Origin of the sequence: Rhizobium sp. BK313 (assembly GCF_014193655.1) — a bacterium.
GTDB lineage: Bacteria > Pseudomonadota > Alphaproteobacteria > Rhizobiales > Rhizobiaceae > Rhizobium.
In genome coordinates this window covers 835284-857331 of the sequence record NZ_JACHZQ010000001.1, presented here as the reverse complement: position 1 = coordinate 857331, position 22048 = coordinate 835284, and the positions used below count along the sequence as shown (strand labels likewise).

The 22048-nt window shown below is 56.2% G+C and carries 14 protein-coding genes; 4 read left to right on the top strand and 10 right to left on the bottom strand.

The features are described from left to right. Positions 1–38: 38 nt before the first annotated feature. From FHT86_RS04050 to FHT86_RS04025, 6 genes are all read right to left on the bottom strand, one after another. Positions 39–1106: a GTPase-associated system all-helical protein GASH gene (locus FHT86_RS04050; RefSeq protein WP_133705642.1), complete on the bottom strand. Its 1068-nt coding sequence runs from the start codon at positions 1104–1106 to the stop codon at positions 39–41. Further along, the gene (locus tag FHT86_RS04045) at positions 1099–2403 is read right to left on the bottom strand and encodes a metallophosphoesterase (RefSeq protein ID WP_133705641.1); all 1305 of its coding nucleotides are present in this window, start codon (positions 2401–2403) and stop codon (positions 1099–1101) included. The genes FHT86_RS04050 and FHT86_RS04045 overlap by 8 nt, the downstream gene beginning before the upstream one ends. A gap of 775 nt (positions 2404–3178) precedes the next feature. Beyond that, complete coding sequence (locus tag FHT86_RS04040) at positions 3179–4549, bottom strand: hypothetical protein (RefSeq protein ID WP_133705640.1); 1371 nt, start codon at positions 4547–4549, stop codon at positions 3179–3181. Positions 4550–5033: 484 nt separating this feature from the next. Next, positions 5034–6002: an ATP-binding protein gene (locus FHT86_RS04035; protein ID WP_133705639.1), complete on the bottom strand. Its 969-nt coding sequence runs from the start codon at positions 6000–6002 to the stop codon at positions 5034–5036. Positions 6003–6024: 22 nt separating this feature from the next. Next, positions 6025–8328: a DDE-type integrase/transposase/recombinase gene (locus FHT86_RS04030; RefSeq protein WP_133705638.1), complete on the bottom strand. Its 2304-nt coding sequence runs from the start codon at positions 8326–8328 to the stop codon at positions 6025–6027. After that, complete coding sequence (locus FHT86_RS04025) at positions 8321–8968, bottom strand: hypothetical protein (protein WP_133705637.1); 648 nt, start codon at positions 8966–8968, stop codon at positions 8321–8323. The genes FHT86_RS04030 and FHT86_RS04025 overlap by 8 nt, the downstream gene beginning before the upstream one ends. A gap of 631 nt (positions 8969–9599) precedes the next feature. Here FHT86_RS04025 and FHT86_RS04020 point away from each other — a divergent pair. The 4 genes from FHT86_RS04020 (at position 9600) to FHT86_RS04005 (ending at position 14069) form a co-directional block, all read left to right on the top strand. Beyond that, positions 9600–10103, top strand: a complete 504-nt coding sequence (locus FHT86_RS04020) for a hypothetical protein (RefSeq protein WP_133705636.1) — start codon at positions 9600–9602, stop codon at positions 10101–10103. A 1983-nt stretch (positions 10104–12086) separates the two neighbouring features. Beyond that, a complete protein-coding gene (locus FHT86_RS04015) occupies positions 12087–12305 on the top strand; it encodes a hypothetical protein (RefSeq protein ID WP_133705635.1) in 219 nt (72 codons plus the stop codon). A gap of 236 nt (positions 12306–12541) precedes the next feature. Further along, on the top strand, positions 12542–12748 hold the full coding sequence (locus FHT86_RS04010; RefSeq protein WP_133705633.1) for a hypothetical protein: 207 nt from the start codon (positions 12542–12544) through the stop codon (positions 12746–12748). Between the two features lie 301 nt (positions 12749–13049). Continuing rightward, positions 13050–14069, top strand: coding sequence for a GlxA family transcriptional regulator (locus FHT86_RS04005; RefSeq protein WP_409527563.1), 1020 nt, complete (start codon positions 13050–13052; stop codon positions 14067–14069). Between the two features lie 19 nt (positions 14070–14088). Here FHT86_RS04005 and FHT86_RS04000 read toward each other — a convergent pair whose 3' ends face one another. From FHT86_RS04000 to FHT86_RS03985, 4 genes are all read right to left on the bottom strand, one after another. Beyond that, positions 14089–15420, bottom strand: a complete 1332-nt coding sequence (locus FHT86_RS04000; protein ID WP_133705631.1) for a diguanylate cyclase — start codon at positions 15418–15420, stop codon at positions 14089–14091. 202 nt (positions 15421–15622) lie between these two features. Beyond that, entirely contained in the window at positions 15623–16453 is an 831-nt protein-coding gene (locus FHT86_RS03995) for a response regulator (RefSeq protein ID WP_133705630.1), read from the bottom strand. A 147-nt stretch (positions 16454–16600) separates the two neighbouring features. Beyond that, the gene (locus FHT86_RS03990; protein WP_133705629.1) at positions 16601–19114 is read right to left on the bottom strand and encodes an FAD-dependent oxidoreductase; all 2514 of its coding nucleotides are present in this window, start codon (positions 19112–19114) and stop codon (positions 16601–16603) included. Positions 19115–19356: 242 nt separating this feature from the next. Continuing rightward, positions 19357–21987, bottom strand: coding sequence for a mechanosensitive ion channel family protein (locus FHT86_RS03985; RefSeq protein WP_133705628.1), 2631 nt, complete (start codon positions 21985–21987; stop codon positions 19357–19359). Positions 21988–22048 lie beyond the last annotated feature (61 nt).

Below are 22048 nucleotides of genomic sequence, written 5' to 3'. Positions count from 1 at the left end.
TCTCACATCGCAGCTGGGGTTGGAACAGACGTTCAAGCTCAAAGCACCCAATTTTGCTTGATGAGCAATCGCTCGTGATAGGCTTGGAGCGCGAACTCGTATTGGCTTGCAACGAGGTCGAGGTGAAGACCCGTCCGCATCCGGAATTGGTCATTCGTCATAGGGGCACGATTTAGGACGACCTCAGCAACTACGGCGTGAATTGGTGCCATCGCAGCATCTTTGACCGTCGCCGTTACGATACCAATATAGTTCTGGGCCTGGAGCTGCTCAATCAGCTCAGACAATTTCATGGCCCTGTCAGCATTCTCACCAAGTGCCCTACGGATGACGCCATAGGTGCCGTAAGGGCCTGGCAGCCGATTGACCATGCTTGCGGTATCCATCCCGACGACGATTGGCAACACAGCCTGCGGCAGCGACGACAATGGCTTATCCAGAAGGAAACTGTGCCCGCCCAAATGCCACCAGAGCAAGTCAACCTCCTCGGCGAGCCGTTGATTCGCGGTGCGAAGGCCACCGATAGCCGCGTTTGCGGCGTTCACCAACGTGGTTATCTGCGTCCGGTAATCCTTTGCAATCGCATCGACAATTTCCGTGATCGGGCCGTTGTCTGCATCGAACTTTGTAACTTCTTCCGAAAACGTCGCCGCCGTCGGCATCTCTAGGTCGGCGATCTTGATGTCAGCGCCACGCGTTCGGACTAAACGCGCAAGTCCATTTCTTGCCTCGGTAGCGAGTGACTCCGCTTCCGGTCCGCGTCGATTTTCACCAAAATAGGCTGCAAGGATCGCAACATGCGCACCCAAGCTTCCAAGAGCTAGCCGCTGCGACATCACCAGGGAGGCCATCCGAGCAGCCTCTTCTCGGTCGAGCATGCCGAACATCTCGTCCTTCGCCTTGATGGCGGACGCGAGCCAAGCTGGAGCAGTGCTTCCAACCGGGTGAGGCAATCCGAGCGCGATCCTTGTCAAATCGACTATCTTTTCGGGCTGGGTAGCTTCTTGCGCAACAACCTTAAACGCCTCTTGCCGAGCCGCCATAACATCGCGGGGTGCGCTCGGTTGAAGATTGTGATAACGATCGATGAAATTGAATTCAGCCATTGGCGCTCCGAGATGTCTGCTTTTCGTCTATCGCCCGATCCAATTCGACAAGCACGCCTTTGTCCTCGGCTCGTCTGATGGCCGCGAGCGCGGATTCGTAGTCCAATAGGCCTTTGTCGCCATCACCGCCGAGGGCAAGGCTCTTGATGATCGCCTTTTGATCAGCCGCCGCTAGGTCGAGCATCTTAAAGGCAACTGACCGGGCAGTCGGAGGCTTTCCACTCACTTTCACCTCCTCTTTCACAAGAGGTATCGCGGGCTGCTCTACTGGCGCTGCGACCGCACTAACCGGCTCTGTCCACGTGGCCAGTTTATGGGTGAATTCCCACGTCATGTTGTCATCGTCGTCTGGAAGGGCTCTAAATTTGCCCAGTTCGTGTTGGCGGACCCAAATTTCGATCCTCAGCTCTCGCTTGGCATCTGTGCCCTGGACGTCGATGTCGATGATATTGTAGCCTGGCTTCCAATTAGGCTCGTCGCGATCCGGCTGCAAAGCGCCAGCTTTGATGCGCGTGAAGTTGACACTCGGGTTCACACGGAGTGTGTGTTCATGGCCAAAGAGATGGACCTTGGCAATCTTTTCCACTCGATCCTGAAATGGCTGTGCGTTGCGCAGCCAATTAAACGGGTGATGACACATGACAAGATGCGCCACGTTTGGGCCCCCTCTCTCAATCTGGGCGGCCGAGGGATCGACAAACATCTTCTCGGGTTTATCGTGCTCGTCGCAAACAAGCACTGAATTGAAACCCCAAACGCGAAGGGTTGACTTGTCGTTCAGTTCGAAATCCCTTCGAACAAATGGCATTTTCCCGGAGACCTTGTCGAACTTACCGACTTCACAGAGAAACCGTGCTGCGAAGCGGTTGTAGTTTTCGATCCTGCTGAAGAGGGCCTTCGAAGACTCGCCATCGTCCATATACTTAGTTATGGCGTCATTCGCTTTGTCGAGTGGTCGATCACGCAGAAGCTCGCGAGCCCCGGCATAGAGCGCCGAATTGCCAACCTTGCGATCAACGTCGTGGTTCCCGGGTATCACGATGACGTCTTCCGGCTCACATCCGCTAGCTGGACAGAGGCTGTCCCTGATCCATCGTAGGGCAAAATCGTATTCCTCTTCCTTTCCGGCGAATGCAATGTCGCCCGAGATTAGGATAACATCGATCTTGCGGTCTAACCGCTCGACCATGTCGCGGACGTCGTCGATCATGTCGTCGCGTAGGCCAAGGTTCGGGTCGTATGGCTTATCAAGGTCGGACGCGCGGAAATGGATGTCCGACAGATGGAGGAATCGCATTGCATGAACTCGGTCAATTCTGAGGCCTGGAGAATGCAAGTATAACGATAGTTTCGCAAGTGGCGGCAGACGCTCTGGAACAGAAAAATCCGGGTGATCGGATGCGGCATCGGCGATGGTGGCTGGCGGATATGACTTTCGGGGAGCCGTCCAAAGGGCACTACTTGCTACGGAGCTTGCGTTAAAGGCGGGTGGCGCCACGCGTGGGCTCACCGAAAAGCAGCTGAAGGATGGCTACGGCCACAAGACTGGCCGCCTCCTTGCATTCTTGAAAAATCATTGGCCTGATCTGGATAAAGATCGGATCTCAAAAGCGCTAGCGTCACATCCGCCGTACGCTCCCAGCCGATGTTCTGCCGACCAACCCGAACGGAAAGGAAATTGGCTACTTGGTGATGGGGGCCCAATTCATCGTCGCTGAGATCGTGCGGCAGGTCAGCTATCGAAACTCCGATCGAGTATGACACCGGCCTCTGAACGACAGTATCCAAAATAGAAATCGGAGCACTGTCGCGCAACAAGGAATGTGAGACGCCTATCCTTTCGCCTCCACCTGTGCGGCATGGCTCAAAAGTCGGTGTCCGATAAGACAGCTTATCGGGCATGACGTGTGCAAAAGCGACGAAACCGAACGGACATGCCCATCAGCGACCCGATCGAGCTGCAGATACGCCAACGGCCACAAGGGGTGGGAGTTCAATACGATCAAGGAACTTGCGAAGGCAAAGGGGCTTCCTGCCCGAGCGGGCGAAAAGCAGGCGATACAGTTCTTCGGTTAGACCGAATGCAATCCGAGATATGATATGGCCTGGTCGCGCTGCCAGAAGGTCACGTCTCCAGACGTGGTTCGCTTAATTTCGGCATTTTGAAGCTTCCGATATAGGGTGGCGATCGGACGGCAAGCTATTGCAGCAAGCGTGTTCAGTTCAAAGCTGAATACCCATGATTTCCGCAACTCTGCAAATTTCCCGATGGTCGAAACGCCTGGCATCAAACCCGCTCGAATTATGTTTGCTGCGACCGATCGTGTTCGATCGATAATCATCGAAACCTCACTGTGACTGATGGGGACATTCCGAACTTCCGCATTAGGAGCCTCTCCCCCGATGACGGACCGAAGGCATCGAAAGTCGTTCACGAAGAGCTCAGCAATGAGGCCCCGTTTTGATCTAGATCCCCGCCAGACCTCAAGCCGTCCATCAAGTATTGCCTGCAAAATCGATGACCAGCTCCCGTCTAGTGAAGGGTCCAGCGCAAACCGGCTCGACACTAGACTGAGCGCGCCTCTTCCCATCCCAGGGCGAACTGCCTCGGCGAGGTTGGTCGTCAAACCTCCTTTGATCTTGAAGTCGGGATTGCGCCCGAGCCCTGTGATCGCACTCGCCAATTCTGGTGCCCATCCGGACTGATAGAGCCTCCAGACTTCCGGGACTGGCAGGCCTATGGTTTCGGAAAAACGCCTAACATCGTAGACATCCCGGAATGCGGTCATAGTTGTTTCGCGGTGCCAGCTCGCCGCCCAAGCGTCAACGCCTTTGCCGCCTCTTTCCTTTATGAGTTTCAGCAACGCGGCCCTCGGATGCTTCAATCGACTAGGCTCTTCGGTCGCCGCCGTTTCAGGTGTTTTCAAAGGCGCCAAATCACGATGTCTCACTGCTTCGGTGCGCCGAGCGCAGTCGAGCAACGCTTTGATCCGGCTTCTGATCGTGACGGAAAGTGTCGGGTCAAACTGCAGCCGACGCAGCGGTTTGCACTTGAACCAGCCAAGCTCTCCACTGTTCGATGACTTGGCGATTGTCTCGTCTACCAACTCCATGAAGCCCCGCGGCCAATCGAGAACGGCCCGGCCAGCCCGTTCGAGATGGTGCGGTTTTATTGAGGTTTCGTGTCTAGAAAATTCAACACGCTGACATGTTTGAGCGATCCGGACAGCCAACTGAAACAGATCACCTTCACTCTCGTTAGACAGTTCCGTTCCAGACGAAAGCGAGATCTTTCGATTGGCGCTTTCAGGATCGAGAAGGAACGACACGAAATCGAGTGCTTTGTCGTCTCCGGGTTCGTAAATATGTTCCGGGACATTACGCAGGTCGGAAGTACATTGATCGCAAATCCAGCTGTCGCATGCGTAATCCCAGCCAAGCATGGCATCACACGACGGGCAGCGGTGGAGAAGGAACTCTCGACTAACCGGATCCAAAGGCAGAGGTTTTAACGACCAGATTGCTTTCAGCGTCGCGCTGCGTGCCAGCGCCCGGGGCGCGACACGGCGGGCGCTCGATATGTGACCGCGCCGGACTCTGTGTCCAAAAAAAGCGACAAAGTCCCGGCTCGTGTACTCGCGGGGCCTCTGGCCTAAATGTAGTGCGTTTTCCCTCATACCTATACCGAGAACCCGCGCAACGCTGTGAAGGTCGACGCGACTGTCGCAACCTGCCAAGGCTGACAACTTCCGCACCGAGGTACATTCCGCAAGACTGAGAATAACCTTTGTTTGCGGAAAGCTATTCCACCAACAAGCCCTGTAAGCAGCCTCTCTCAAGCCCTCGCCACTACCGATCTCCACGGGCAGCGCCACGGTCCTGAGCTGGTCCGAAATTCCCTCCATGGCGGCGACGAGCTCGTGAAAGTCAGGCACGGCGCCCCGCTTTCTCCCTCGCCTGCCGATCTCTGGTGAATGGATTGTAGGCGATAAATTTGTTTGGGATCGCATAAAGGTTCGTGGCCTCTTCAAGGTGCCTGAAGTCCACGCTACTGGCCCCTTCGTCGCGAGCAACGAAGGCCGCACGCTCTACAAGCCGAGAAATCCGACCGGGCAGGCCGCCTGTCGTTTCCACTAAGCAAGCAAGAATGTTTTCTCTAACAAAATTACTTCTACTTTCGAATAGTCCACGATCCCGAAGCAAGATCCCGAGTCTTGAGCAATATTCCTTGAGTATCCTAGCCTCAGCGGGCATGCTTAATTTGAGTGATTCCAATACAACTGGAAAATCGATGCTGCAGATCTGCGTGTCGCTTTTAATTCTCTCGCTGCCTTCCTCTGTCCCGGCGATCACAATGGGACAGCCCGCGAGCTTGGGAAAACCTCGCAAACTGTTGTGGGTACGCGTCGCATCGCTATCGTTTGCCTTACGCATTCTCAGATTGTTGGCCTCGTCGAACACCAGCAACTCGGTCTTGAAACGCATAATAAAATTATGGATCCGATCAAGCATTTGGTCCGGACTGCCATTAAAAGGCAACGGATCACCGAAAGCTTTGAGCGTCTGCGCCAAAAAACTCCTTCGGCCGGATTCGCCGTTCAAGGTGACAAAAACTGCAGTCCTTTGAGGAAATGGCCCGTTTGGACGATCGGGATCGCGATTGCCCGGAAATCGGGTCTCCATGTACCAATTTAAGATGGTAGTTTTTCCTGCATGCGACTTGCCGAATAGGGTGACGCAGCCAGCTTCGGTCGGCGTCGCCCTATTGTCGTTCAACGCACACCTGCGTGCCTCTCTGAGGCGGTCAATAGCCTTGTGAGCTTCTTCCACCTTCGGAACAGGAATCCGCATGTGACGAATTTCATGCGTGATATTAGGTAGTACATCCTCTCTCAATGTCCGCTCCTTTGTTCTAGTGTCAGTGGCGGGTCGCCTTCATCTCGGCTTCCAATTGGTCGAGATAGGCTTCGCTATCGGCCGCAGACATCGCATACGAGGGATGCGATGCCGAATCTTCCCGATCGAGAGACGGCGGCTCGGCGGCTGGTGTGCTTCGCTTTCGCGGTGGGCCTTTTTTCTGCGGGGTTTCAGGCATGTGGCGACCTTCTTCGGCCGCAAACGCAATCGGGATATCGACATGAGAAACGCCGAGATCCGTGACAGGTATCTCGACCTCGTACTGGCGGACGTCAGGTGCGATGACCACCGCCCTGCCACCTTCGAGCAACCTCGTCGTTGTCTTTCCGGCCCTGTGGCTTTGCTTTGGCAACAGCTGCTCCAGCCGCTCGAAATATTCCCTAAGGTACTTAGCCCTCGTCTCGGGCGGGTAGCGCAAGTTGAATATCTTCTCGTTGGCCTTTTTCGCTGCTGACGCGAATTTAAACGAAACAGGCGTCTTCGCGAAGAGCGGATCGCAGTTAGGTAATTCGACGGTTTCACCACCGGGGCCCATCACGCCTATGGAACTGCAATCGTGAGGTTTCCACAACACTGTGATTTCGAGGCTGTAGGGGTCCCCTGGCTTTCCTTTCGCTTTATCGGAAAACATCGCCAACAAACGAGTGACCGATCCTTCGTGGTGGTAACGATGGCCCTTGAAGTAAACACCGTTCCTGGTAAGAGTAGCTTTTGGCTTTCGTCGACGAAGGATGAGGTCAAGCAGCCGCATGTCATTGACCATGTCCCTGCCATCCTTTCTTAGTCCGTTCGCCCATCGGAGTCCGGGCGGTTCACCCGTACCGCGATGAGGTCTCATGTGGTGCTCAGTTATGAGCTTATGCGTGGTAAGCTCGTCGATCTCGTCGAGGTCAAGCCGTGCGTATTTCTGGAAGTCGGCGGGATTGATGCTATCGTCGTCGATCGAAAAGCCGCCCGGAAGTGTAGCCATCACGCGCTTGCAAGTCCCGATCGCTCGTTCGACGATCGCCTTCCACTCCGGGGAAGCCAGTGCCGCGTATTCGATCCCGATACTCATCGAGAGTAGGCCAAGCTGGACGCTGTCTGTGACGTGAACCCTGAGGTTGTCGAGCACGACGGTTTCCGGCGGACCGTAACCGTCTGTTGCATCGGGAAGATCGGGAAATCGCTTCCTCCACTGGACCTTCGGCGTCATCACCATCTTCAGACACGCCATAAAAGTGCGGATGGAAGGTGGCTCGAAAGTCAGGATGAGTCCGAGTGTCATTCTGCTGAAAACGTCTACCGCGTAGACGACTTCTACCCGCTTCGCTGCGAGAATTTGCTGTCCTTCCTCATTCTCGGACGGTACACCAGTGGTGGCGCTCTTCGGCAGCGCTCTATTGACGAGATCGCCCGTCCGCCTTTTAACCGCAGACCACATATTGCCTAAGGTCTGATCGATAATGACAATCTGCAATGGGCGAACCGCGTCCTGCGGCGTGATCGCACCCTTTAGGCTTTTATTCGCCTTACGCGATCCGTGAGCGCGCTCAAGGTTTTTCGGCGTCGAAGCCTGTTTGAACCAGGTCCGAAACACCCTGTCTGTGGGCGGTTCCGGTCGTTTGCCCAGAATACCGACGCCCTCGTCACGTTCTTTGTAGAATTGACCGTAAAACCACCTATATGCCTCTGCCTGATCTGGAAACTCTCTCCGGAAAACCTTGTCGATCGCCTCGCTTGCGAGAACATATGTCCACTCCGGCCAAATTCCTCGTGTCCTTACTGCGGGCTCTTTCCGAAGGCAGTCGACTAGGCTCACGTGACCGACTCTATTGCGAACAAGGTTTCGAATGGTCGTTGCTGACGGCTTCCACTTATCAAGGCCGCGCTTTTCAGCCTCCGGGAACCACGCCGAAATAAAGGCCGCTAAATCGTCTTCGGTTTTCGTATAGTCGAGATTGACCCTGCGTTGGTCTATGTATTTGTTGGCGTAAAATTGTTTGGTCGCGGCGTGCGTTATCGCCTCTCGTTGCTTTTGCCAGTCCTCTAACTCTCCTAAAGTGACCTGCCGTCCCTCCGGTCGGAACAATGTCAAGAGATGCCGCACAGATAAAGCACTAAGCTTTTCTCCGGCTCTCGCCGTTCGAACGATATTGCCTTCCGCGTGCTCTAGTGCGAAGGCGGTTGTTTCCTTGGGGAAAGTTTCGCCTTCCGGATACTGACGCAGTGTAATCGCTTCCGGGTCCAGCGCGACAACGACGTACTCGCTTGGTACTGTGGCGTTCAGCAGGAGGAACCTGTCGTCGATCGAAACATCAAACATCGCGCCCGAACTCTGCCTGTTGCCTCAGCCAGACGGGAGCGTCCGGGTTCAAACCTCGCCTGAGATCGATCGACAAAAACTGCTTAAAGTGTAGGGCCTTCACGAGCCTCTCTCCGGCAGGCTGTCCACCTAGAGACTGACTAAGAGATCCAAATGGCAGGCACCGATCTCGCCCGAATGCCAAAAGACCACGGGACTTTTCGAGGTCGCCGACGCGGTCGCGAGCCCCGGCTTCGAGCTCAGTGATAACCCGCATAAACTTGCGATCGATATGCGTCGCCTCGCGTAGGACGAAGAATGGCTGAGCAACATGCTCGTAGATCGCCTCGACCATCTTCATTTTCGTCTGATTTGCGGGGTCCTCTAGACTTTTGTCCTGCTCCGATTTCATCTCCAGGACTATCGGGACGCCTTCATCGGATGCGACAGCGCGGGTGAACGGATCTGCAACGATCTCGAACAACGGTCTGCCGCTGGACAGTTCTTCTAGGAAACTGGGGTGGACATGAGCCTCGATATCCGGGGTATAACGAAACTGACGTTTGATCCCGCGCACTCCGATGAAGAGACTGTGGGGCTGCGAGTTGATTGTCATTACCCGGGAACAGGCAGCAAGCATCCTAAGGGCGGGTTGTTCCACCTCCCGTGATTCCCAGGGAATGCCAAAGTGCCTGCTCTTATTTAGCGGCTTGAGGCCGACGGGATGGGTTCTGCGCCCGCTTGCGACCCATCGAACTGGAGAGTCTCCCTTAGCTCTGCCGAAAACAAAGTATTCGATAAGATATGGATCCCTCTCGCCTGACATAAAGAGTCTCCGCTTTCGATTGAGCAAAATAGTCCATTGATGACCGGTGCCGGACCTGTGCCGCTATCCCGGGCACGGATGAGGAAAGGGCACCGGAAAACGCAATTTAACAAAACTCGAAAGCTACAAACCGGACATGGCCGCGATGTCTCGGATGCCCCGCTAAAGAAACCGGGGGGTACAGTTTGGGGCGACGCGAATGCAACGCGCGGGACCACCGGATTCATTGGAAAGGCGTTGTTAGTCTCGGGCGGCCACCGTCCAAGAACAAGTACGGCAATTAGGCAATTGGGTGAGCTAAAGCTCTGTCGGCTGCGTAGACTTCATGGTAGTCATCTCGTAGTTCCTCATTCAAATGTTCAGATGTTCGAATGTGTTAATGCTGGCACGTCGCAGGCGGGTACAGCTTCCGGAACCAGGTGACATTACCACCACGCAGAGGTCGGTAGTACAGGGTACAGAAATAATGAACAGGAATTTTCCAACCCAAGAAACCGAACATCGGTCCGGTCACAGCTTTCAGGACGCCTATCGACTCGTCGCTGGACAAGTTGACCGGCTCCGCAAAGCAAGGCGGGCGATCGATGTCGAATTGGAGAAGGCGGAGGCGGCTCTTGATCTTCTTCGCCAACTCACGAAGTCGAAATCCGGCGACAAAGATAACTCCGAATACCGCGACCAAAAGCGTTCTGGCAAGCGGTTTCACAAAGGAAGCATGGCGTTTGAAGTCGTGACGCGCGCGAAGAGAATACTGCTGGAAGCGGGACGTCCGCTCAATCGATCCGAGTTGCTTGAGCGCTTTAATGCTGGAGAAGACTTCACAATAACAGCACGCGACCCCGCCCGCTTCATCGGTCGAACTCTCTGGGAAAATCCAGAATTTGTACATTTTCCGAAGGTCGGGTACTGGATCGTCGGAGCTGAACTTCCTAATGACTTTCCGGAATTCAATCATGCTGAACCTCGCTAAAAATCCGCAACCTCGGCTCATTACTTCACTCACGCCCTTCACGATTTTCTCGTTTGCAGCCGATGCATCCTACGTTGGTGAGATATTTAACGGCCCAGCCGGAAGGCAGGCACTGCATCTTAACTTCGGCCTCGGTAGGCCGTAGTCCGGCGCGGATAATCGGAACACCGCGCCGGGCTATCGAGTGTCGCCGCTAAAACGGGTCGCGGCTTGGGCGGCTGGACACCGCGCATAATATGTTACGCAGGACGTCGTCCACCTCGCGGAAGTCAGGAAGTTCGACCTCCTGGGCGTCGAGCCCATCGATGTTGAACTGGAAGTGAGGGTATACCTTGGGACATTTCATGATCGCACGTCTCCCGATGCGAACGCCGTCGCGTCGCTTTCAATGAACAGATTCGGCTAGCGGCAAGCGAGGCCGACAGCTAGCTGGGTTGGATGGAACCTGGGCGAATCAATCACGGGACGGAACTGAACGACGCGGCGGAGCACAAGTCGCAGTACCCCAAAATACACGTTCGGCTCTCTCTGCTAGGCGCAAAGCGTTATCTGAGAGGGGCGGATTGAAAAAAACTCCGGGATATTGTGCCTTACGGCCTCGCAAAGGGTCCACCGAGCGATTTTCGTATTGATTCGCCACAGGGCGCGTACTAGATTCGTTGCACTGGCTTGTTCCTTTCAAGTCATGCTGGCGCCGCTCTAATTGGAACCAGCTCGTTTTGAACGGACCGCACGCCAATGCGGTCCGTTTCCATTTTAGCCGATGTGCTTGGTGGCATAGCACCGCCTCACTTCGACAGAGCCACCATGCTCCATGCCGAGGCTTATGGGAAGACTTGACATTCGGCAGCTGATCTGAGCTGAAATCTGCTATTCCAAGTCCAGATCCCCATTCTCCCGTCGGGGGACCGCTCAGGCCCTCCCAAATCAGTGACAAAATGCAGCGTGACAGATGCGCCGCCCAGCCCTTTGTCCCAGTTCGCGAGCGTCGGTTGGAGGCCCGATCGGTTTCAAAGGTTTTCCTTGCAGGCTCAAAAAACCGCAAGGAAATCCTTTGAAACAGCGACGCGAAATAGACTCCATTCCTCGGGGCGCGAAGACACCTTCTACAAGGTGATCCGCGTCGCGCCGAATTTGCTCACGACCAATAGTGTCAACATTCAATACTGGGCGAGATAGAGCACGCAAAAGCTCCTCAGAACTCGGCTGCATAACGGTCATTCGGTCAGACAGAGCGCGGAATCGATCTTGCGCGTCGAGCGGTTTTCAAGCGGAAATCCAAGACTTCATAAATGGGAGAAATGCACCGGCCGTTTCGTGCCGAAGGAATTCGCGTCTCATAGAATTCCTTTGCATGCCTCACGAAGTCGGTAGCCAGCTCACTCACGAAGGCGCTTTGGGCTTTTTTAGCGCTGGCCCCCGGCTCGCCCAGAAATCCTTATTGTGATGCCCTGTCAATCGGTCGATACCATCTCCACGGCCCGAATAAATTAACAACAACTTCTCGATAAGTTAGTGCGTCAGGCTTTCCCATCGTGAGCTTCAGACGCGTTTTCGGCGACGGTTGGGTTTGAATGAACCTTGGAAAGCCACACGCTGATTCGAGCAACTTATGTGTTATTTGCGCGCTCCCGCAGGTCGATAATAGTCGAAAATGCGCGAATTGCGGTCTCAAATCGAGTCATCTGGCCGCTCGCTGATTCGTCGAGATCCCGCCGCCAAGGATGGGAAGAGATAGCTTTCCACGCCAACGAACAACTCCACTAGCGGGCTGCCGCGCCGCTCTTTGCTTTTGCGCCTTCGATGTCAGTACGCAGAACTTCGTTGTCAAGCAGCGGAATATGGCGACGAACCGATACGGTCATATTTGCATCTTTCAATTTTTTTGAACCTATGCACCACATCATATCGTTTGTCTGAACGTCAACGAAGCATCATATTAGCCTGATCAAATCGAACATGGACAGCCAAAGGAGCGTGATCATGGTTGGCGAAGCACTTCACGAAGCTTCTCGTCTTTTCATCATATTGCGTGCGCGTGAAATCCAGCGCACGGCACAACATACGCTGGACGAGATTGCCACGCGCTTTCCCTCACATTTAATCGACGACGTTAACGCGCGCGGCCTTCCTCCGGACCGCATTCTCTCGGAACTGTCGAAATGCAAGTTTGGCGACAAATCTCGACTTCTAAGCCTTTGAGAGAGCACGTCCTTGGAAAGAATATCGATTCTAGCGGCGATATTTCTTCCAAAAGAGGCAACAAACTTTTCCGACTATATTCGGCCCTCGAACGAAAGCCCGCCAACGTGCGATCGTTCAAGAATGCTAATGACAGCTATAAGATCTATTCGCTTGATTGATGAGTGAACCGCTCCCATATTAGCTCGTAAAGGTCGCGACCTTTCGGGCGTCTAAGAACCGAAAGGAACCTGGAAATGACGACGATTGCCTATAGAGATACCGGCAGGACGCGGAACCCGCTCCCGTCGCGCGGTGGTTTTGTGCAATTCATCACGCGGATTGCCGATCGCTGGCAGCAATGGCGCTCCGAGCGCGAGCTCGAGTCCCTTTCGGACGACATGCGCAAGGACCTGGGCTGGCCGGCCGTCGACGAAACCAAGAATTCCAAGGCTGCGCGATGATTGCGATATCCTATGAATTCTGAAGGCGACACTCAACCACACCGAGTGTCGCCTTTCGAACATTTATGCATCTGAGCGCGTATTTGGTTTTATCTTGATTATTGTCGACATATATATTTGGTTGCTTCAGGAAATTGCTTACCCCCCTTGCCTGCTTTCTTTATAGCGGCAATTTTAGTGAGCTTGCACAATTATCCCTTTGCGGCCGCTATTATCCATGCCAATGTCGCTATTAGACCATCGAGCCGACGCATTTGACGCAAGGTATACGGGATGGTCGTGGAGCATGGATTTTCCTGATATGAGCAAGACTCCGATTAAGACGCGTTCCCTGGTTTTCTTTCTCGTTCCCCATTTTACCATGCTGCCGTTTTCCGCCGCGGTCGAGACGCTGCGGATAGCAAACCGCATGCTCGGTTATCCCGCCTACACCTGGCGGCTAGCCTCGACAGACGGTCAGAAGGTCTATTCCTCCAGCGGCATCGGCCTCGAAGTCAATTCGTCGCTCGCCGACGAGCGCCGCTATCTTGGCGGAGAAAACCGGCCGAACATGGTGCTCGTCTGTTCCGGCATCTATGTCGAGGAGTTCCACAACAAGTCCGTCAATGCCTGGCTGCGCGAGACCTACAATCGCGGTGTCGCCGTCGGCAGCCTCTGTACGGGCGCGCATGTGCTGGCACAGGCCGGCCTCCTCAACGGCAAGCGCTGCGCCATTCACTGGGAAAACCTCCCGGGCTTTGCCGAGACTTTCCCGCAGGCTGAAGTCTATGCCGATCTCTACGAAGTCGACAGCAATCTCTACACCTGCGCCGGCGGCACCGCATCGCTCGACATGATGCTCAATCTGATCGGCCAGGATTTCGGCGAAAACCTCGTCAACCGCGTCTGTGAGCAGCAGCTGACCGATCGCGTCCGTAGCCCGCACGACCGCCAGCGCCTGCCGCTGCGTGCCCGCCTCGGCGTCCAGAACGCCAAGGTGCTGTCGATCATCGAGCTGATGGAAAGCAATCTCGCCGAGCCGCTGTCGCTGCTGGAGATCGCTGACGATGCCGGCCTGTCGCGCCGCCAGATCGAGCGCCTGTTCCGCCAGGAAATGGGCCGCTCGCCCGCCCGTTACTATCTCGAAATCCGCCTCGACCGCGCGCGTCACCTGCTGGTGCAGTCCTCGATGCCGGTTGTAGAGGTGGCTGTTGCCTGCGGCTTCGTATCTGCCTCACACTTCTCCAAGTGTTATCGCGAACTCTACAATCGTTCGCCGCAGCAGGAGCGCGCTGAACGCAAGCTCACCATGTCGTCCAACCGTACAGGCGTCGTCGTCTGAAGCGGGCCGATGGAAGCGGCTATTCCGCCGCTTCCTCCGTCATCTTGATGTCGGAATAGACCTGATTGCGGCCCTTGTGCTTGGCCATATAAAGAAACTGGTCGGCGGCGTTGAGATAGTTTTCGAACGCCTCATAGCCTGCAATCTCGGCGACACCGATCGACACGGTCACCGATAGCTCCTCGTCGTCCGCGTTCACTTTCAGATTCGACAGATTGACGCGCACCTCGTCGCAAACCGCGGTCGCGGCCCGTGAATCCATCTCGGTGAACAGAATAGCGAACTCCTCGCCGCCCAGCCGGGACAGCAGGTTCTCGCTGCCTTCGAACAACGAATGAAGCCGGCCGGCAACGGCCTTCAGCACCTGATCGCCAATCTCGTGGCCATAGGTGTCGTTCAGATGCTTGAAATGATCGATGTCGAGGATTGCGACCGAGGTCGGCCGGTGATGGCGCAGGCATTCATTCACGATCCGCGGGCCGTGATCGTAGAAATAGCGTCTGTTATAGAGCCCGGTCAGATAGTCGCTTGCCGCGGCGGCGCGCAATTGCTTTAGCTGCATCAGCGTTTCGACATTGAGCGCGATGCGGCATTGCAGCTCTTCGGCCACGAACGGGCGATAGATGAAATCACTGGCGCCGGCCTTCAGAAAGGTCGCCGACAGCAGGCGGTCGGCCGACGAGGAGATGCCGATGACACGCATCCGATCCGAACCATAGCGATGGCGAATACGCCGGGTCAGTTCGTAGCCATCCATGTCGGGCATATGATGGTCGGTCACGACCACTTCAATATCGCCATACTCGTCAAGCACCGCCAGCGCTTCGACGCCGGTCCCGGCTTCGGCGACCTTGAACTGCTGCGCCTCCAGAAGCTCAACCAGCACGCGCCGTGCCGACGGTATGTCGTCCACCACCAGCACCCGCGTGCTGCGATTGGAGATGGCGCGCCGTACGGTAGAAACGAGATTGTCGAGGGCGAATTCATTGTCCTTCAGAACATAGTCGACAATGCTGCGCTCCATGATGCGGTTGCGCATATCCATGTCGAAGGACGCGGTGAAGACGATGGTGGGAATATGATGGGCAATGGCAACATCCAGCGCCTCGCCATGGGGCGAATCCGGCAGATTGAGGTCGACCACCGCCATGGTAAAACCATGTTCATCGACCGCCAGCGCTTCATTCAGTTTCTTCAGCGAGGCGCAGTGGGTGACATTGAGTCCGAGCTCGGTTTGGAACCGATGAGACAGGACGGAAGAAAACATGCGCGAATCTTCCACCAGAAGTATCTTCTGGCTGCCGCGGCGACGGCTATGGCCATCGCTGAGGAAATCCGCGCGGAACACCATTTCCCTTTACGTCCTCCCAGACGACCTGGCACGCACTGATCGCGGTTGCCCATTGCGAGCGAAACGACATCGCTCTTCAGTTCCATCGTGAACAGGATTCGTGAAGAAATTGGAACCATAGATTGCAGAAATCTTGTACAAAAAATGAGTTATCCTCATATTTTGTATTTCTGAATATCGATCGATCCCTTCCTCCGGCACGTCAGGCACTCAACCTTATCTGCCGCATCGATTGGATCTGCAGCAACGTGTCGAGATTTTGATTCACGCGGCAATAGAATTCTTCGTCGATGAACGGTCGCAAAATGAAATCATTGCCGCCAGCTTTGAGAAAGCGCGCCGACAACAGACGGTTTGTAGAGGACGAGACACCGATGATGCGCAACTCATGCGAGCCGATGCTGGCGCGGATTCGGCGCGTCAGTTCGAAGCCGTCGATATCGGGCATGTTGTAATCGGTGACCATCAGGCCGATGTCGCGGTTGGCCTTCAGGATCTCAAGCGCCTTGTTGCCGTTCTCGGCGACACTGACACGGAAATTATAGCGTTTCAGGCGGCTGGACAGCAGCGCACGTGCCGTGGCGCTATCGTCGACAATCAACACATGATGACGGTGATTGGTAAGGAAGCGGCAGATCGACTCCGCCAGCAGATCGACGGCGAAAATATTGTCCTTGAGAATATAGTCGACAATATCCTTGGCGATCAGTTCGTCGCGCATACCTTCCTGGAAGGTACCGGTGAACACGATCGTCGGAATGCTGAGATCGATTAGATATTCCAGCGCCTCGCCCTTTTCCGCCCCCGGCAAATTGATGTTGGAAATCGCCAACCGGATCGGCTCCGACGACTTGTCGTAGGCAAGCTGCAACTCCTCGAAGTTCCGGCAGATTTCGATGTCGATGTCGAAGAGTTCCTTCAGCTTCGCGCTGATCATCGATGTAAAGACATTCGAATCCTCGGCGAGAAGAATGCGCGCTCCAGCAAGCGAGCCGCCGGAATACTGCATTCCCGAAATACCCAAAAATGGCATGATAAAACCTGCTAATAGAAAATCGGCCCCTTCCGAATTTTCTACAGCAAAGCGCTTGAGTATTTATTAAGTCGACTGGTTTCCCATAAATGAAGAAGGCAACCACGGGGTCGCCTCCTCATATACTATACTCTGAAAGTTCAGATATCAGGCACGTAGCGCCGCATTGTCCGGATCAAACGGGCTCTCGCCGACAACGGTCGCGGTATAGATCGTTCCCAATATCTTGATCTTGAGCTTCGTGCCCTCCACGGCATAGCCCGGCTTCAGCATCGCGAGCGCCAGCGACTTGCCGATGCGGAAACCGTAAGTGCCGTTGGTGGCGCGGCCGATAAGTTCGCCGGCTTCGTTATAGATCGCTTCCGAGCCACGGGCATCGACATCGTTGCCGGTCTCGACCACCAGCGTCGCGAAATTCCACTTCAGACCCTTATCCTTATAAGCAAGCAGCCCTTCGCGACCGAGGAATTCCTTCTCGGGCTTAATAAAGCGGTCGAGCGCCGATTCATAGGCATTGTACTCGATCGACATTTCACGCGGGATCAGCCGGTAGGACTTTTCGACCGACATGGAGAGCATGGCACGGATGCCGAAGGGCTTGATGCCGAATTCGGCGCCAGCTTCCATCAGCTTGTCGAAGATATAGTTCTGCATTTCGATCGGATGATGCAATTCCCATCCGAGCTCGCCGACGAAATTGACGCGCAGCGCATGGGCGGTCGCCGCACCGACCGAGATCTCCTTGCCGGAAAGCCAAGGGAAATCCTTGCTTTCAAGGCTGGTGCGGGTGAGCTTCTTCAGGACATCGCGCGACCTCGGGCCAGCGAGCACGAGAACGCCGAGGCGCTGGGTGATCTGCTGCAGGCGAACCGAGCCGTCCGTCGGCGCAAGCTTGCGCAGGTAATCATGATCATGCGCTTCATAGGCACCGGCCGAGACCAGGTAGAAGCGGCCCGGGGCCCATTCATAGACCGTGAATTCGGCGCGCACACCGCCCTGTACCGTCAGGAGATGGCAGAGCGCGATGCGGCCGCGCTTCTTCGGAATGGCATTGGCGAAGATCGATTCCAGCCAGGCGCGAGCGCCGGGACCGGATACTTCCATCTTGGCGAAGGCGGACATGTCAAGGACGCCGACCTTCTTGCTGACGTTCAGCACTTCGTTGCCGACATGCTCGAAATAGTTGGAGCGGCGGAACGACCAGCGCTCGACGACGCGGCCATCTTCGGTCGGCGGCGCGTAGTTGTGGTTGGTCAAGACATCTACGCCGACGCCGAGCTGGTCCTTCGGAACTTCATAACCATCAGGCGCAAACCAGTTGGCTCGTTCCCAGCCGTAGACGGAGCCGAAGACAGCACCCATCGCCTTCAGACGATCATAGACCGGCGTCGTCTTCAGCGGGCGGGCGGCGGCACGTTCTTCGTCCGGATAGTGCATAGTGAAGACGTTGGCATAGGCCTCTTCGTTCTTCGCGATTAGGTAACCTTCGTTGGCATAGGGGCCGAAGCGGCGGGGATCGACGCCCATCATGTCGACGGTCGGTTCGCCGTCGACGATCCATTCGGCGAGCTGCCAGCCGGCGCCGCCGGCAGCGGTAATGCCGAAGGAGTGGCCTTCATTGAGCCAGAAATTCTTGAGGCCCGGCGCGGGGCCGACAATCGGATTGCCGTCCGGCGTATAGGCGATAGCACCGTTATAAACCTTTTTGATACCGACTTCGCCGAAGGCCGGAACACGCGTGATTGCCGTTTCGATGTGCGGCATAAGGCGGTCGAGTTCCTCCTGAAAGAGCTCGTATTCGCTGTCGTCGGATGGGCCGTCGACATAGCAGGCCGGGGCACCGTGCTCATAGGGGCCGAGCAGAAGACCGCCATTTTCCTCGCGCATATACCAGGCGCTATCGGACTCGCGCAGCACGCCCATTTCCGGCAGGCCCTTGGCCTTGCGCTCCAAGATCGCCGGATGCGGCTCGGTGACGATATATTGATGCTCGACCGGGATAACGGGAATGCTGATGCCGACCATCTCACCGGTCCTGCGGGCAAAATTGCCCGTGCAGGAGACGATGTGTTCAGCGGTGATTTCGCCCTTGTCCGTCGTCACCTTCCATAGCCCGTCGGGGAGTTGCTCGATCGCCGTTACCGTGGTGTTGCGATAGATCGTTGCACCGCGGTCGCGCGCGCCCTTGGCCAGCGCCTGCGTCAGATCGGCTGGCTGGATATAGCCGTCATCAGGATGCTGGATCGCGCCAAGCAGGCCATCCGTCTCGCAGAGCGGCCAGATTTCCTTGACCTGCTCGGGCGTCAGAATGTTGACCTTGACGCCGATCGTCTCGGCAATCCCGGCATAATACATGTATTCGTCCCAGCGATCCTTGGTGCGGGCGAGACGAATATTGGAGACCTGGCTGAAGCCGACATTCATGCCGGTCTCTTGCTGCAGCTCCTGATAGAACTTCACCGAATATTTGTGAATCTGGCCGACCGAGTAGCTCATATTGAAGAGCGGCAGCAGACCGGCTGCATGCCAGGTCGAACCGGAGGTCAGCTCCTTCCGCTCCAGCAGGACGACGTCGTCCCAACCCTTCTTCGCCAAGTGATACAGCGTCGAGACGCCGACGACGCCACCTCCGATAACGACGGCCCGTGCATGTGTTTTCATGGAAAAGCTACCTCTTTAGGATTGAGCGACCCCGGCCCCTATCCGGGAGAAATCACCATTGCCGTGGACTATGCAGTTCCGGTTCGCCCGCCAAATGCCTGATTACGACATGGGGAAAGCTTGCCGCGACGATGTGTGGATAGACAAGCGGGAAATAGCTTTTTTCCGTATTTTCATGCGGCTCGGGTAAGGATGGCGGACTCCCTCACCCATTGCTGCGCCATGAAACTGTCGCGATCACGTCACTGGGCTGGCGCCCTGCCGCGACGGCGGCCGACGCTCTTGGCCTCCTGCGGCTGCGGCAGTCGCTCTTCGGCCGGTTGAGCAATGTCTTCCACGACATCTTCGCTCACGACTTCCGGCCCATCCGCGGAGTCGGCGAGATTGGTGCTCGCCAAAAGGTCGGTCTGCCTGCCCCGCTTGCTGTCGCGGACGATGTGCAGCTCCTGATGCGGATAGGGAATGGCAATCCCCTCTTCACGGAAACGCTTCAGGATATCGATCCGCAGATTATTGCGGATCTCCATGCCGTCGGAAAGATCGGAGAGATAGAAGCGCATCTCGAAATCGAGCGAGGACGGACCGATGCGCAGGAATTCGACGTGCGGCTCCGGATTTCTGAGGACCTTCGGGATGTCGCGTACGAGCTCCAGCAGTAGATCCATCACCCTTTGCGGATCGGCATCGAAACTGACGGAAACCGGAATTTCCGAGCGAGCCAGCCGGTTGCGGTGCGTCCAGTTGCCGACCGAGCCGTTGATCAGTTCCGAATTCGGCACGATGATCGACTGCTTGCGGAAAGTTTCGATCTCGGTTGCGCGCACCGAGATGCGCTTGACGATACCTTCCGAGGTACCCGAAACGATCCAGTCGCCGACCTTGAAGGGCCGCTCGACCAGCAGGATCAGGCCCGAGACGAAGTTCGACACGATATTCTGCAGGCCGAAACCGATACCGACCGAGAGCGCGCTGGCGACGAGTGCCAGGCTCGACAGATCGATGCCGGCCGCCGAAATCGCGATGATCGCCGCCACTGCGACACCAAGATAGCCGATGCCGGTCCTGACGGAGTTGCGCACCCCCAAATCCACCTGACCGCGCGCCATGACATTGCTGTCCAGCCACCGCTGGAACCAGCGCGTCACCAGATAGCCGCCGGCAAAGAGCAGGACGCCCGCCAGGATGCCAACCAGCGAAATCGACATATTGCCGATCCGGATTTCGGTGAACAGCCGATAGGCAAGCAGCTCCAGATCCTGGATATGGAACCCCCAGGAAAGCAGGATCAGCGGAATGCCGGTCAGAAGCGCGACGGCGTAGGTTGCTAGGCCGGCAGCAAGACCAGCCTGATCGAGAGCGACGTCACCGAGCTCGAAGCGGTTTTCGAGGAAACGCCCGATGGCCGTCTCGGCAAAAACGCCTTGCCGCGACACCGATTTTCCGAGCTGGAAGCCGAGATACATCGTCACCAGAACGGCGCTGGTGACGATCAGCTGCGTTGCGATGAAACGCGCCAGACCGACATAGCCGATAACGGCCGTGAAGATCAGCAATATGCCGAGCACCCGAAGGATAATCGCCATGCCATGCGGCCAGTGACGGCCGGGGGCATCGGGATCGCTGTTCTTTGCAAGGATAGGCGATCCGAAGGAAGCTGCAATCAGGATCAGGCCAATCAGCAGAGCCGCAAAGAAGCTCTTGGCCACCGTCACGACAACTGGCGAGCCCATGGATTCGCTGATGCGGTCGAAAACGTAGTCAAGACCGTTGACGACGGCCATAGCCTGCATGCACCAACTGAGCGAACGGGCGCCTTTATTGGACAGTTTAACGAGCCGCCAATGTGGCCTGAAAGGTGCAAAAACGGCATTGGTCAGACGGCCGACGAAATAGACCAGTCCGATGAAACCGAAGAAAGCGGCCAGTATCGGCGCGATATCCGGCCGCAGCACATTGAAATTCGACAGGCAAAAAAAGGATGTAACAAGGAATGCGACCAGCGACAGCGTGCGGATCAGCGTCGACCAGAAGGCGACCGAGAGGCGGCTGATATAGGGCGGATTTTCGATGTTTTCGTCCCGCACATAGTATCTGCGGAACAGCCGGTAGCCACCGGCCAGAAAAATCAACCCCGCACCGAGTGACAGGAAGACTGCGACCAGGAACGAGCCGAGCTTGGCCTTCAGGACGAAACCGATCCAACTTGTCACTGCATCGCGGAACTCTACGCCTTCGTTGCCCAGTGCTGCGCCCGCATCCTCGAACGTGCCGGCAGAGATTCCCGTGCGTTTGAACAGAGTCTCGGCAAACAGCTTGCGACGCATCTCGATGAGCTGCATCGCCAGCCGATTGGTCGCAGCAACGAGATTGTCGGAGTCGACGGTCACAGCGCTGATTTGGGAACGTTCGGCGTTGAGACGGTCACGCTCCTGGGTGACGATCGCCGCTTCCGGCGGCTGGCCCTCCTTAGGCGGCGGGCCGAGCTGCGTCAGGCGCGCATCGATCTCGGTGGAGCGCGGCTTCAACCGCGCCGAAATCGCCGCTACGGAGCGACCGAGTTCATCCGTCCGGCCCGAAAGTGCCACCAGCGCATTGTCATCAGCCCCTCCTTCTTTCGAGTCATCCTCGATCGAGGCAAAGTCCTTCTTGGCCTTGTTGAGATCGGCAACGGCAGCGTCCAGCAAACCGTTCGCAAGCTGTGGCGACTGGGGCGGCTGACCGGCGGGCTGCTTCTCCGGTTGCTGAGTAGGCTGGGCCTGTTGCTGATCCTGCGCCAAAGCGTGCCGGCCCGTCGAAGGACCGGCAACTATGGCTGCGCTCAGTCCCAGAAGCAGCACGGGTAAAAAACGGAGGCGGTGTTTCAGCAGGCGCAAGCAAAGCTCCTCGTCGCAGATAAAGTCGCCGGCGGCTGAACAAACGGATTCGCCGCACGAA